Here is a 13,786-nt window from a genome sequence, read left to right as displayed (position 1 = left end):
GAGGTTGATATGGTAGCTGCAATGACATACCACCTGACTGTAGTAAGTGCTGAAAAACAAATGTTTGAAGGCATGGTACAGAAAATTCAGGTGACAGGTAGTGAAGGTGAGCTGGGGATTTATCCGCAGCATACCCCGCTGCTGACTGCCATAAAACCGGGCATGGTACGTATTACCAAACAGTTTGGTGAAGAAGAGCTAATTTACCTCTCCGGCGGTATTTTAGAAGTACAACCAAATGGTGTTATCGTACTCGCTGATACAGCGATCCGTGGTAAAGATTTAGACGAAGCTCGTGCAGTGGAATCTAAACGCAAAGCGGAAGAACACGTCCGTAAAGCTCACGGCGATGTTGATTATGCTCAGGCATCAGCAGAACTTGCAAAAGCAATAGCGAAACTTCGAGTCATCGAGTTAACTAAAAAGCTAATGTAATGATAGCGGTATAGTAAAAAAAGCCAGTTGGTTAAGTCTAACTGGCTTTTTTATTTGAGCGAAATATCTAGTAATTTATAAAGGAAATAGGTTTACTTTCATCCCTAAGTTGGAGTTTCAGGAAAAATGACTGTGCAAAGAAAAAGTGTCGTGATTTTAGCTGCCGGTAAAGGCACACGGATGTATTCAGAGCTACCTAAAGTTTTGCATTTGCTTGCAGGCAAACCGATGGTTCAGCATGTTATAGATACAGCAAAATCCATTGGTGCATCAGATATTCATCTGGTATACGGACATGGCGGTGATTTACTGAAAGAAAAACTGGGTGAGCAAAACCTCAACTGGGTATTGCAGGCTGAGCAGCTTGGCACTGGCCATGCGATGCAACAAGCTGCACCGTGTTTCCAAGACGATGAAAATATTGTCATGTTATATGGCGATGTACCGTTGATAGCCAAAGATACCTTAGATCGTTTAATCGAAGTGAAGCCAGAAGGTGGTATTGGCTTGTTGACGGTTATTTTAGATAACCCAACAGGGTATGGCCGTATCATTCGTGAAAACAATGAAGTCGTCGGTATTATCGAGCAAAAAGATGCCAGCGAAGAGCAACGTAAAATCCAAGAAATCAACACTGGAATTATGGTTGCCAGTGGCAAAGATTTTAAACGTTGGTTGGCTCAGCTGAACAACGATAACGCACAAGGCGAATATTATATTACTGATATTATTGCATTGGCACATAAAGAAGGTAATAAAATTGCAACCGTTCACCCTAAACATTTAAGTGAGATGGAAGGGGTAAATAACCGCCTACAACTGGCTGCGTTAGAAAGGGTTTATCAGAAAGAACAAGCTGAAAAACTGTTATTAGCGGGTGTGATGCTAATTGACCCTGCGCGTTTTGACTTGCGCGGAAATCTAATTCATGGTCGCGATATTATTATTGATACTAACGTGATTATTGAAGGTAACGTTACATTGGGCAATAACGTACATATTCAATCTGGCTGTATTTTGAAAGACTGTGTAATCGGTGATAACTCAGTGATTAGCCCGTATTCAGTCATAGAAAACTCTGAATTATCAGCTGAATGTACGGTTGGCCCTTTTGCTCGTTTACGCCCAGGTGCTAAATTAGCGGCCAAAGCGCACGTAGGTAATTTTGTCGAAATGAAAAATGCTTCTTTAGGTTTAGGTTCTAAAGCGGGTCATTTAAGTTACCTCGGGGATGCGCAAATTGGTGATAACGTCAATATTGGCGCAGGAACCATCACTTGTAATTATGATGGTGCCAATAAACACAAAACCATTATTGGTGACGATGTGTTTGTAGGGTCTGATACTCAGTTAGTTGCGCCAGTTTCTGTTGCCAAAGGTGCAACAATAGGTGCTGGCACTACGGTAACGCGTGATGTGAATGAAGACGAACTTGTCGTTAGCCGTGTAAAGCAAATGCATATTAAAAACTGGCAACGTCCAGTTAAGAAAAAATAAGTAAATTTTGAGGAGAGATAGCGATATCTCTTCTATGATAAAACGCTAATTAAATAGCGAAATTAAAATAGCTACCCAAGGTAGCAACATAAAAATAATATCCCCATTTTCTACAAGGCTGGGGAACAGTGAAAACTGTACAACAATTAGGTTGCGACAAATAAAGGTTTCTCAAGAAAGAAACTTTTTGTCTAGGAATTAAAAAACATGTGTGGAATTGTAGGTGCTGTTGCACAACGTGATATCGCAGAAATTCTGTTAGAAGGTCTTCGTCGTCTTGAGTACCGTGGTTATGATTCAGCCGGTATGGCTGTCGTTGATCACGAAGGACATTTACAACGCTTACGTGAAGTGGGCAAAGTGCAAATGTTAGCGGAAGAAGCGGAGAAAAACCCAGTATCGGGTGGTACGGGGATTGCACATACCCGTTGGGCGACTCATGGTATTCCAAGTGAACGCAATGCTCATCCGCATACCTCTGGTTATATTGCGGTTGTTCATAACGGCATTATTGAAAACTATTTAGAACTGAAAGATGAACTGAAAAAACTCGGTTATATCTTTAGTTCAGAAACTGATACCGAAGTGATTGCTCACCTTGTTCACCATGAACAACAAAAAGGTGGCACGCTGGTGGAAGTGGTTCAACGTGTTATCCCACAATTGCGCGGTGCTTACGGTACCGTGATCATGGATAGCCGTATTCCTGACTTATTAGTTGCTGCACGTTCTGGTAGCCCATTGGTTATTGGTTTAGGTGTGGGTGAAAACTTTTTAGCATCAGACCAATTAGCGCTGTTGCCTGTGACTCGTCGCTTTATTTACCTTGAAGAAGGGGATGTTGCTGAAGTTACTCGTCGCACAGTTCGCATTTTTGATAAAAATGGTGAAGCGGTCGATCGCGAGCAAATTGAGTCAAACGTTCAATATGATGCAGGTGATAAAGGCGTCTATCGCCATTACATGCAAAAAGAAATTTACGAACAACCAATGGCAATTAAAAACACCCTTGAAGGGCGTTTTGACAAAGACAATGGTATCGATTTAAGCGAATTAGGCCCTCGTGCGAGTGAAATTTTATCTCAAGTTGAACATATCCAAATCGTCGCATGCGGGACATCCTACAATGCGGGAATGGTTGCACGTTATTGGTTTGAATCTTTAGCCGGTATTCCTTGTGATGTAGAAATTGCTTCTGAGTATCGCTACCGTAACCCCGCACACCGTAAAAACAGCCTGATGATTACGTTGTCTCAATCAGGTGAAACCGCAGATACACTGGCCGCTCTTCGTTTATCAAAAGAATTAGGCTATTTGACATCTTTAGCGGTATGTAACGTGGCAGGTTCTTCACTGGTACGTGAATCTGAATTTGCCCTGATGACCAAGGCAGGAGCCGAAATTGGTGTGGCATCCACTAAAGCATTTACCACGCAGTTAACCGTCTTATTGATGTTAGTTGCGTATATGGGCCGCTTGAAAGGTGCTAACCCTGAGCTCGAAGAAAACATTTCTCACGCTCTACATGCGCTACCGGCTCGTATTGAAAGCATGTTATCGCAAGATAAAGTTATCGAGGCATTGGCAGAAGATTTCTCTGATAAACACCACGCGTTATTCTTAGGGCGCGGTGATCAATTCCCTATTGCCGTTGAAGGGGCTCTGAAATTAAAAGAGATTTCTTACATTCACGCAGAAGCGTATGCCGCGGGTGAATTAAAGCATGGCCCATTAGCGCTAATTGATGCTGACATGCCTGTTATCATCGTTGCACCTAACAATGAGCTGTTAGAAAAACTCAAATCGAACATTGAGGAAGTCCGTGCGCGTGGTGGTTTGCTGTATGTATTCGCTGACCAAGATGCAGGCTTTGAAGCCAGTGAAAATATGAAAATTGTTTCACTGCCCCATGTTGAAGAGCTGATCGCACCAATTTTCTACACTGTTCCTCTGCAACTGTTGTCTTATCACGTTGCATTGATTAAAGGTACAGACGTTGACCAGCCTCGTAACTTGGCGAAGTCGGTGACAGTTGAGTAATCACATACTGATTTAATATTGATGATGTGGGATGACAAAATAGTTCTAAAGTGGACAAAATAGATCTAAAGCAAGACAAAATAGATCTAAAATAGACAAAATATTTGTAAAATGAAAAAGTCCAGTTATGCTGATTAAAAAGCATACTGGATTTTTTTATGGGCAGATCTCAGCAATCTCTCTCTGAACTTCAAATTGCGCGTCGAATTAAAGACGGTCGTGGCCAAGGAGTTGGTAAAAAGTACACGCCTTGGCTTTATGTACAAGATGTTCCCTCCGAAGGCCGCTCGCACCGAGTGTATTCACATAAAACCGGCAGAATTCATCATTTATTGTCAGATCTAGAACTGGCAGCGTTTTTAGTGTTTGAGTGGGCATCTCATATCGTTGATATTAGAGAGCAATTCCCGCTACGAAGAGATGAAACTCAAGCAATAGCTAAAGACAATGGTCTGAGGCATCCCAGCATACGCGCTGTAGATCAGGTGATGTCATCCGATTTCCTCGTTGATTCTCGTATTGGCCCTCACCGGCAGTTTGCTGTACAGGTGAAATCATCTGAGTCGTTCAATGATACGAATATTATTGAAAAACTTGAAATCGAGCGTCGTTATTGGCTATCGAAGCAAATCCCATGGTTTTTAGTGACGGAGCATGAAATTGACCCAGTCATCAAACAAAATATCAGTTGGTTGTACCCGACGAAATCAGATGGCTTTATTGATGTGGAGCTGATTCAACAGTTGCCTATCCTTCAAAGTGCCTTTAGTAAATCGCCCCAGTCAAAAATGATTGATGTATGTAAGCAAATGGATACCGCTTATGATTTGGAACTTGGACAAACACTTCGAGATGTAAGAACGTTAATCGCGAACGGCTATTTAAAATTTAACATGCATCAAGCTTACAGAGTGCTCACAGCCTCAGATCTAGTTTTTTGTCCATTCAGTGATATAGAGGATTTACTGCATGTGGCAAACCAATGAGGTCGTGAAGTTTGACGGCAAACTTTACCGCATTTTACTGGTGTTACCTGGTGAAGTTGTTTGGATCTGTCTTGAATCAGAGACTGCACAGCCTGAATACGTTCATGAATTGACTTTAAACAGTTTCATCGATGATTCGCGTTTATTTCGGCATGACGATCCCTTTGAAGCAAATTATTTGGATGAGCCTGCATTCGGCTCCGTTGCTTACAAAAAACGGGAACTGGGGTTGAGTGCGATTACACCGATTATTGTGGATACAAAATGCTTTGACCCTAAAGTTCGTGCTCAGCGAGTTGAGGTAGTTCGTCAGTCAGGGATCGCTTCAATCGCTACAATTTATAAGTTGTTACGTCGCTACTGGCAGCGCGGGCAGAATCCGAATTCATTGCTGCCAGACTACAAGAAAAGTGGAGCGCCAGGAAAAAGTAGAGCGGCGAGTGGCCAGAAAAAAATTGGGCGTGTTCGTCAATATGGTGACGGCGAGGGGATGAAAGTAACCCCCGATATTGAACGTTTATTCAGAATCGCCATTGAGAAACATTTGCTGAATAAAAATGCAGAAAAAACGACCGTTGCCTATCGTCGTTTTGCGGATTTGTTTGAGCAGTACTTTCCCAATATTTCAGTCTCGGATAGGCCAACGATTAGACAGTTTCGCTACTTTTACAATCGGGAATATAAACAGTCTGAACGCCTAATCGCCAGAACAGACCCAGGAATTTATAAAAAAGATATCCGCCCGCTTTCAAGCACCGCAACAGCACATGCACTTGGTCCTGGCAGTCGTTATGAAATTGATGCCACCATTGCAGATATCTATCTGGTTGATGATAAAGACCGTAGCAAGATTATTGGACGTCCAACGGTTTATATTGTGATCGATGTATTTAGCCGAATGATTGCAGGCTTTTATCTTGGTTTTGACAATCCGTCTTATGTCGTTGCCATGCAGGCGATTGTGAATGCGTGCATCGACAAAACTAAGGCCTGTAGTGAACTTGGTATTGAGATCAACTTTGAAGAGTGGCCATGCGTCGGTTTGCCAGATGTCATCTTGGCAGACCGTGGGGAGATGATGAGTCATCAGGTTGATGCTCTGATTGCTGGATTTAACGTTCGTATCGAAAGTGCTCCACCGCGCCGCGGCGATGCTAAAGGCATCGTTGAAAGCTGTTTCAGGACTTTACAAGCAGAATTTAAACCTTATGCGCCTGGAGCCGTCGAAGGCAATCGGATAAAAAAGCATGGTGAACGAGATTATCGCCTTGATGCAGTGATGTCGATTACCGATTTTGCTCAAATTATCCTGCGGACCATCCTATTTCGGAACAACTACCATGTTCTTGATAAATATGACCGTGATGAAGATCTACCGGCTGACATTCCGTCAATACCCATAGAGCTATGGAAATGGGGAATGCAACATCGAATGGGCAGCTTGCGCCAGATTGAAGCTAAGCCTCTTCAAATCGCCTTATTACCGCGTGCAAAGGTTACGATTTCGCCGTTTGGTGTGAGATTGTTTGAAATGTTTTATTCCAGTTCTGAGTTACTCAAAGAAGGCTGGTTACACCGTAGCACGGAAATTTACCGGCCAGACTCACTGGAAGCGGCTTATGAACCAGGTTGCGCAGATAGGATTTATCTTTTTCCACAATCCGGCAGCCGAGTTTATTGGGAATGTTTGTTAACGGATAAAAGTCGTCAATTTCGTGGGCTGAGTTTCTGGCAAGTTTGGGAAACACAGGCGGCTGAAAAGCACCACAAAGCTAATGCAAAGTTTGTTGCAGATGTGAAGCGTCGTGAATTAGACGCTTTTATTCAGGAAAAAATTTCAACAGCAACCAAGCAATCACCAGTCACTTCTGAGAGTAATCGTGCACGTATTCAACAGATCAGACCCAATAAAAAAGCGGCAAGGGATGCAGAGCGGCTGCAACGTGTTCGTCCTGTAATTGTTGAAAAAGAAAAACCGCTTGCCGATGTAGTGGCACTAAAACCTGTTGAAGAAGATTATAGCTTGCCAACCTTTGTACCTGGGCTATTTGAAGATAACGAAGAGAGCTAGGAATGACTGCCTCAAAAATATCCGCAATATATCGTGATACTGGTGTTGCCGCTTATGCCGGCAATCCGTTTATCGAAGCATTGCCACCGCTACAAGAATCGTTCGATAGTGCCGCGGCACTGCGCTCAAGCATGCGCTTTCAGTCAGACGATTTACAAAAAACCAGAGTTACGCGCGCCCACAATATTTGTCGGATTTCCGATGAGTTCTTTCAACCACTTGGCGGACATATGCTGTTAAGCGAAAGGGTTTCATTGATGATCCGAGGCGGCTATGTTGGCCGAAATCCAAAAACTGGCGATTTGCAGCGACATTTACAAAACGGGTATGAAAGAGTTCAGACTGGTGATTTGACAACCTTCAGATTTGAAGAGGCAAAATCTACTGCACAAAGTATGTTGTTAATTGGTTGCTCTGGCAGTGGTAAAACTACGTCATTGGAACGGATTTTACAGACCTACCCTCAGGTTATTTATCACTCGCAGCTCAACCTCGAGCAAGTGGTTTACCTGAAAGTTGACTGTTCACATAATGGCTCACTCAAAGAGATTTGCCTGAATTTTTTCCGGGCACTCGATAAGGCGCTGGGGGCAAATTACGAGAAAAGATATGGCCTTAAGCGACATGGTATCGAAACTATGTTGGCGTTAATGGCCCAAATTGCCAACACGCATGCGCTGGGATTGTTGGTGATTGATGAAATTCAGCATCTTAGCCGGTCAAAGTCAGGTGGCTCGCAAGAAATGTTGAATTTCTTTGTCACCATGGTCAATACCATAGGTGTGCCGGTCATGTTGATTGGTACGCCAAAAGCGAGAGACATTTTTGAAGCAGATTTGCGTTCTGCTCGCAGAGGTGCTGGCCTTGGTGCCATTTTTTGGGAACCAATGGCTCAAGGGCGACCCGAGCAACTCAATCAAGAGTGGGTTGCCTTTACCAACAACCTCTGGAAGCTGCAGCTACTGCAAAATCGAGATGTGCTACTGACCGAAAACATTCGCGCGGTATGGTACGACTTGAGCCAAGGCGTGATGGATATCGTGGTAAAGCTGTTTGTATTGGCGCAACTGCGCGCACTTGCAATTGGCAAAGAACGCATCACGGAGGGATTGTTGCGTCAGGTATATGAAGATGAGCTCATACCGGTACACCCTATGCTTGCGGCGCTTCGTTCAGGCATACCGGAGAAAATCGCACAGTACTCAGATTTAATGGTTCCTGAGATGGATAAGCGGCTTATCCAATTACAGCAAGATATTGCTGCTATTAAAGAGAAAACGACCGAAGAAAAGGCTCTTCAGCAGCTTGCAACTGAGGATGAAAGACGGTTGTATTTGTTGCTTAAAGATGTTTATGACTCCAACCTGTTAGTGCCCACAGTACGAAAAGCTTTTGCAGAAAATCCGCAGCTGACCATGGTTCAACTATTACCAATTGTCTCGAATTGGATGTCATCAGGCGCTAACAGCAATACTTCAATGAAGGGAAAAAGCTCAAAAAACAAAGAAAAGTCAACGGTTATCAAACCCAATAGCTGGGATGAGTTGCCATCAGACGACCTTCGTTTTATCAAGTCGCAGTGCAAGAACTCAACCGACGTCCACAAAGCACTCAACAAACAGGGGATGCTGTTAGATTTAACGTCCGTGCTGAATTTGGCTGGGTAATACCATGCATAATTTCCCTGTGCCATATCCGAATGAGCTGATATATAGCACAGTGGCGCGTGCCAGCATTTATCATGGTATTACAAGCCCCAAGCAGCTACTGGACGAGATTTTTAACAACCGCAAAGTGATTGCCACGTTAGATTTACCCTGCCATTTACAGTCATTATCGGAACAGTTAAAAAACACTGGACGCTTCTCGTTAGAGGAGTTGATTTATAGGCACACAATGTTTCCACTTTATGCGCCATTTGTAACAGAGCTTCACAGAGTACGCGCTATGCAATTGATGGCTGGACGTTCACAAGGCGCAGTGCACTTGTTACTTGGGGTTGCCGCATCAAGGGTTAAGACCGATAACCGTTTGCGTTACTGCTCAGAATGTTTAAAAGTTCAGTCCCAACAGTATGGCGAGACTTTCTGGCAGCGTAATTGGTTTTTCCCAGGTTTGAATCTTTGTCCTGAGCATGGAGCTCTTCATCTATTTGCAGTTGGCACAACTGAACAGCGTCATCAATTTCATGCGTTAAATGTTAAAATTCCAAATTTGATGAATGATGTGCCTATCAATTCGGATTTAATGCACTTAGCGAAATACGCCAGACAACTCATAGCGATGGAGCCAGAATATTCGCCAAGCTTTTCACAATGGACAACTTTCTACCATGATCTAGCTTTAGACCTTCGCTTGTGCAGGGGCAAGCACATTAAGCACGATGACGTTTATTCAAGAATCAGTGATGCATTCCATCATAAAACCTTTGAGCAACTGCGTCTGCAAATCAATCCCTCGAGAGATTCTTGCTGGCTAAAAAGTATTTTCCGCAAACATCGAAAGGCCTTTAGTTACTTAGAGCATGCCTTAGTTTGGAGGGCATTAATTCCCGATTTATCCACAAAAGAAATTGTGGCACTGGTTTACAAAATTAAGCCAAACAATAAATTTTTTTGCAGTACAACCGAGCAACAGAAGGTAAATAATCAGGATTTACTGCGCAAACGCCAGCTTTGGCAGCAAGCCGTATTAGAGATGGGGGTAACCGCAGCGCGTGAATTCGGCAAAGGTAAGGCGTTATATGCTTGGCTTTATCGAAATGATAGAACTTGGCTGCTTCAATTTAATGCAGAATACCATCAGAGAAAACCCAACCCCCAGCTGAAATCTGATTGGCATAAACGTGATCTAATGCTTGTGAGGCGTTTGCTTCGTTGGTTTCGGGCAAGTGAAATAGACTATTCTGTACCACGCTTGTCAGCAAACTACCTTTTATCGCAGCTGAAGAATAAAAGCACTGTTGAAAAAAACTTGAACAAACTGCCATTGGTTCATACGTTTTTGCAGCGATATTCCGAAACCATTACCGAATATCAGTTGAGGCGATTAAGTAATGCCTGTATCCAGGCTTACCGAGAAACTAGCCAACTAAAAAGTTGGGTTATTTTGCGTCAAGCAGGGCTAAGTAAGGAACGGTTAACCGCTGACAGCAAACGTGTTTTGGCTGAATTACGTTTATTTTCCTAGGAGATTGAGTGACGAGCATCAAAGGATTTGGCAAGGACGCTACTATAGTTCATATCGGGGATTTCTTTCGGTACAACAATGTGCCTGAATGGTCAATTGCCGTTTGGTGCTGGCCTACGCAAGATAAAAAACATGCCAGATTATCGAATTTACCCCTACTTAGCCGAGGGAAGCTGCCGAATAGTCAGAAAAAACAATCGCGCCGTATAGACAGAGTAATCACATTTGAACCTGGCTATAAGCTTATCGAAGCAAAATTGGCTGATTTCCCAGAGATCAGCAGCTTTAAGTCAATCCGAGATAAAGATGGAATTCAGAATGCTTTCTGCTGTTGGGGTAACAAAGACGATTGGATTGTTATACCACAGCTTGAACTTGCCAGGGCTATTTTCTTGGTCAATTCCTATCTCTGTCGGGCATGTTTGAGCAGTGCCACCTTACCCTTAGAATTTGATGTTCAACCCGTACCTGAACAAAATCATGTCAATATTCATGTGCTACAAACCAGTACTTTTCCAAAATCTGCGTTTGATCAAAGTGGCACTAAGCAACTTTTGGCATGGCTACTGACAGATCCTCAGGCAATGGCCTCTTACCAAAGCATCTTCCAACGCTATCAAGAAACGCGTGAGTTCAGAGATCGTTTGGAGAGCTGGCGTTTTAGCTTTACGCCACCTACGATGACAAACTGGAAATTACATGTTCGCGGTAGGTACAACACCGGTAAAAGCCATTATTTAGTGGAAGAAATTGTCGGGATTGATTTTGACGTCAATTTGCCAGAGAGCGTTGCGTTCATTCATCCGGATTTTGTCAACAACAAGCAAACTGACAGCAAAGCTCGCAGTGGCTCTGGCGGTACCGCCTGGCAACAAACTGACGAAGAGTTTGAAATTGATGACGAACAATCCGCTTCTGATGAAAATGAAACATTGATGCTAGAAGGAGACTTAACCTGGTGCCGCTTTACAAAGCCCAGCAGGGTTTACAAACAGGAAGTGGTTAAAGAACGCCCAAATCTGATTTTTGATGAACTTGCCGAAAAAGAGGCAGGCAGGGACGTGAGCACGGGAGAACCTCATCAAGGCGGCAGCTTGCCTGCGGCAGATGTTGGTGGCAAAGAGGACGTTACGGACCGAGAGCGACAATTTGCAAGTCGTTTCAAGAGTTTCGATCGAATGCTGCAGGTTTTAAAGTTCAAACATAAATGCCGAATTCTTCATGAAGAAACACTACCATTGCCTAAGGTCGGCCGCAGCAAACAACACCTTCTGGAGAATGGCACACAAAGGGCGATTAAGGCCGTTCGGCTTCGTTACATGCAGACTGATGTAGTGCTGTTAGAAGTTGATACCTCAGATGGTATCAAAATGCTCTCAACCAAAGTGATTTTTGGCTCAGATGCACGGGATTGGATCGAGCATTTCACTCTTATCCGCAAAGGTGTGGTCGCAAAATCAATATCTTGGCCTAACGAGTTATTGGATGGTTTGTTTGGTGAAAACTGTCACATCGGCATTAATCACCCCAAGCACCAAGGGGCAGAGGCTGGAAACATTCCGGTTGAGTCGATTGAGAGTTGGGCGCAACGCTTTACACAGTGTTTATCGCATTAATTTGATGGTTTTATAAGTGCATCAAATTGGCGCCCGCTTTACGAGATAAAAGGAAAATTATCTATCCAGTGGTTAACCCGGCACTCAATGGCTTCGCCAATTTCACTCGAGAACACCGGCAATGCTCCCACGTTAAATTATACCTACATTATTTTTTTTGCATCAAAAGCGATGAAACAACTTTAGCTTGACATTTAATCAACACAAGTAGTGTTTTTTTAGCAGATTAATTAAATGCCCTTTTCGCAATGAGGGGCATCACATTACACCTAATCAGAAATCAAATTTGACTAAAAGTTGATCTTTCATGACTGTGAATTTTTATTCAGACTAGCTTTGTGACCTGTAGCCGGGCGCGATAGCCAGATTTTCTACACCATAGAGGGTGGGTGGTTAATTCCATTTAATACACCACCTATTTGCAAGTCGGTTGCACCACTCGTTGCAAACTGACAGCACCACCTAATTCACTAAAAGTACCACTGTATCGAATAGTGGCTTTGTGCCAATTGCAGACATTCCAACTTTAAGGCTGTAAAGTCCGCTTTTAGGTGTTAGCAGAACGTTGCGGTAAACGGCAGAAATTAAGTAGGTTTTTTTGTGGAAACATTTTACGAAGTAAAGCCACAAAAAACCTACTTAATTTCTGTCCAGTGGAGCGAAGCGGAACGATGTTTGACCGCCTTGTTAAATGTTTTATTTGATACTACTTTTTATAAGGAAATGACCAAGTATTTTCAGGCGTTTTTATATTTGGATTTGCCAACCGCAAAGCCTCATACAGTTCGCTACGATTATATGGGTAGTTTGGGCTCAATAAAACCGAATTGCCATTATTCATTATTACTGAAATGAAACTTGAGTTCGCTCCGATATCTGTCCTGTGCTCGATTGAAACTACTTCCTGCGGATTAACTGAGAACGTCCATTCTTTAAAAGTTGGATGAAATGAACTGAACTCAGAATTTGTAAGCTTGATATAGAATTTTGCCGGATGGGTAAGAAACCAGGCCACCATGGACAGCAACCCAAGCTCTGCCAACACTACGATATATTTCGTGTAGAGCACAAATTCATTATAAATAGGTTCTGATTTTGGGATTAGCAACAAAAACAGCCAAAAAATAAACGGTAAAAATAGCATATTGAAAGCAAGAACTTTTGCCTGCTGCGCTCTCGTTCTTTCGTAATAGAAAAATGTGCGTTCCATAGTCATACATTTAACGCCAAGTTCAGCGGCAGTTTGTAAGTTGTGCGTTGTGGAATACTTTTGCGAAGCAAAACCACAAAAGCGCAACTTACAAACTGTCCAGTGGAGGCGAAGCCGTAACGGTGCTGCAACGCCTTGTTAAGTATTTGTTTTTCTAACTGCTTCCTCAGACCCAGGCCAATTTTCAAATTGTGGTACAGAGTCAGTAATTTTGTGCCATGTTGCTTTTGAACTTACGAAAATATGCGCCTCAATATTGGCCTCGGTAATTCCTTCTATGCCACCCAGAGGAATACCTAAAATGTCAGGCTTGTTTTCATATGTGCTAATTAAAGGCGAGCCGCAGGTTTTGCAAAAAAACTTTGTAACATTTTCAGATGATTTATACGAGGACAAGTTTTCAGAGCCGTTTAGCCATTTGAACTGGTTTTTATTGATAGATGCCCGAGTTCTAAAGGCCGAACCATGCCAGCGCCTGCATTTTGAACAGTGACAGTTGTAGATTGGGCCGAGCGAGCCTGTGACTTCGTACTCGACAGTTTCACACAAACACTTTCCTTTCATTATGTTCATTCTTCCTACTAATGATTACTTAACAGTTATTATGTAGACCTCTCAGTAACATCCGAAAGGCAAAACAAATTTATACCTATGAGTTTACTGAAGATCAATAACTTAAGAAGCTAGTTAAGGACTTAATTTACTTTTAATTTACGACATTACTGAGACTTCTCAGTAATGT

Annotated in this window: 10 protein-coding genes; 8 read left to right on the top strand and 2 right to left on the bottom strand. The window is 42.9% G+C overall.

Features of this window, described 5'->3' with window-relative positions:
* Positions 1–9 precede the first annotated feature (9 nt).
* From M0M83_RS00245 to M0M83_RS00210, 8 genes are all read left to right on the top strand, one after another.
* On the top strand, positions 10–435 hold the full coding sequence (locus M0M83_RS00245; RefSeq protein ID WP_004906291.1) for a F0F1 ATP synthase subunit epsilon: 426 nt from the start codon (positions 10–12) through the stop codon (positions 433–435).
* Between the two features lie 126 nt (positions 436–561).
* Positions 562–1,932 (top strand): bifunctional UDP-N-acetylglucosamine diphosphorylase/glucosamine-1-phosphate N-acetyltransferase GlmU, encoded by a 1,371-nt coding sequence (gene glmU / locus M0M83_RS00240; RefSeq protein ID WP_248467319.1) that lies wholly within the window; start codon positions 562–564, stop codon positions 1,930–1,932.
* A gap of 207 nt (positions 1,933–2,139) precedes the next feature.
* Positions 2,140–3,972: a glutamine--fructose-6-phosphate transaminase (isomerizing) gene (glmS, locus tag M0M83_RS00235; protein ID WP_213914571.1), complete on the top strand. Its 1,833-nt coding sequence runs from the start codon at positions 2,140–2,142 to the stop codon at positions 3,970–3,972.
* Between the two features lie 158 nt (positions 3,973–4,130).
* Positions 4,131–4,958 carry a heteromeric transposase endonuclease subunit TnsA gene (locus M0M83_RS00230; protein ID WP_000533779.1) on the top strand — a complete coding sequence of 276 codons (828 nt, stop codon included), beginning with the start codon at positions 4,131–4,133 and terminating at the stop codon, positions 4,956–4,958.
* Positions 4,942–7,029 carry a DDE-type integrase/transposase/recombinase gene (locus M0M83_RS00225; protein ID WP_248467318.1) on the top strand — a complete coding sequence of 696 codons (2,088 nt, stop codon included), beginning with the start codon at positions 4,942–4,944 and terminating at the stop codon, positions 7,027–7,029. The genes M0M83_RS00230 and M0M83_RS00225 overlap by 17 nt, the downstream gene beginning before the upstream one ends.
* A 2-nt stretch (positions 7,030–7,031) precedes the next feature.
* Positions 7,032–8,696 (top strand): AAA family ATPase, encoded by a 1,665-nt coding sequence (locus M0M83_RS00220; protein WP_248467317.1) that lies wholly within the window; start codon positions 7,032–7,034, stop codon positions 8,694–8,696.
* Between the two features lie 4 nt (positions 8,697–8,700).
* On the top strand, positions 8,701–10,218 hold the full coding sequence (locus M0M83_RS00215; protein ID WP_248467316.1) for a TnsD family Tn7-like transposition protein: 1,518 nt from the start codon (positions 8,701–8,703) through the stop codon (positions 10,216–10,218).
* An 8-nt stretch (positions 10,219–10,226) separates the two neighbouring features.
* Positions 10,227–11,834 (top strand): Tn7-like element transposition protein TnsE, encoded by a 1,608-nt coding sequence (locus M0M83_RS00210; RefSeq protein ID WP_248467315.1) that lies wholly within the window; start codon positions 10,227–10,229, stop codon positions 11,832–11,834.
* 706 nt (positions 11,835–12,540) lie between these two features.
* On the opposite strand, the gene M0M83_RS00205 is transcribed toward M0M83_RS00210, so the two are convergent.
* Together M0M83_RS00205 and M0M83_RS21620 are read right to left on the bottom strand one after the other, a co-directional pair.
* Positions 12,541–13,050, bottom strand: a complete 510-nt coding sequence (locus M0M83_RS00205) for a hypothetical protein (RefSeq protein ID WP_248467314.1) — start codon at positions 13,048–13,050, stop codon at positions 12,541–12,543.
* 132 nt (positions 13,051–13,182) lie between these two features.
* Entirely contained in the window at positions 13,183–13,593 is a 411-nt protein-coding gene (locus M0M83_RS21620) for a GFA family protein (protein ID WP_248467313.1), read from the bottom strand.
* Positions 13,594–13,786 lie beyond the last annotated feature (193 nt).

The organism is Providencia rettgeri, assembly GCF_023205015.1.
Classification (GTDB): Bacteria; Pseudomonadota; Gammaproteobacteria; order Enterobacterales; family Enterobacteriaceae; genus Providencia; species Providencia rettgeri_E.
This window is presented reverse-complemented; position numbering and strand designations above follow the sequence as displayed.

Bases quoted from the DNA above. Each gene is read 5' to 3' on its own strand.
- M0M83_RS00245 (WP_004906291.1), top strand. From the start codon at position 10: ATGGTAGCTGCAATGACATACCACCTGACTGTAGTAAGTGCTGAAAAA.
- glmU (WP_248467319.1), top strand. From the start codon at position 562: ATGACTGTGCAAAGAAAAAGTGTCGTGATTTTAGCTGCCGGTAAAGGC.
- glmS (WP_213914571.1), top strand. From the start codon at position 2,140: ATGTGTGGAATTGTAGGTGCTGTTGCACAACGTGATATCGCAGAAATT.
- M0M83_RS00230 (WP_000533779.1), top strand. From the start codon at position 4,131: ATGGGCAGATCTCAGCAATCTCTCTCTGAACTTCAAATTGCGCGTCGA.
- M0M83_RS00225 (WP_248467318.1), top strand. From the start codon at position 4,942: ATGTGGCAAACCAATGAGGTCGTGAAGTTTGACGGCAAACTTTACCGC.
- M0M83_RS00220 (WP_248467317.1), top strand. From the start codon at position 7,032: ATGACTGCCTCAAAAATATCCGCAATATATCGTGATACTGGTGTTGCC.
- M0M83_RS00215 (WP_248467316.1), top strand. From the start codon at position 8,701: ATGCATAATTTCCCTGTGCCATATCCGAATGAGCTGATATATAGCACA.
- M0M83_RS00205 (WP_248467314.1), bottom strand. From the start codon at position 13,050: ATGACTATGGAACGCACATTTTTCTATTACGAAAGAACGAGAGCGCAG.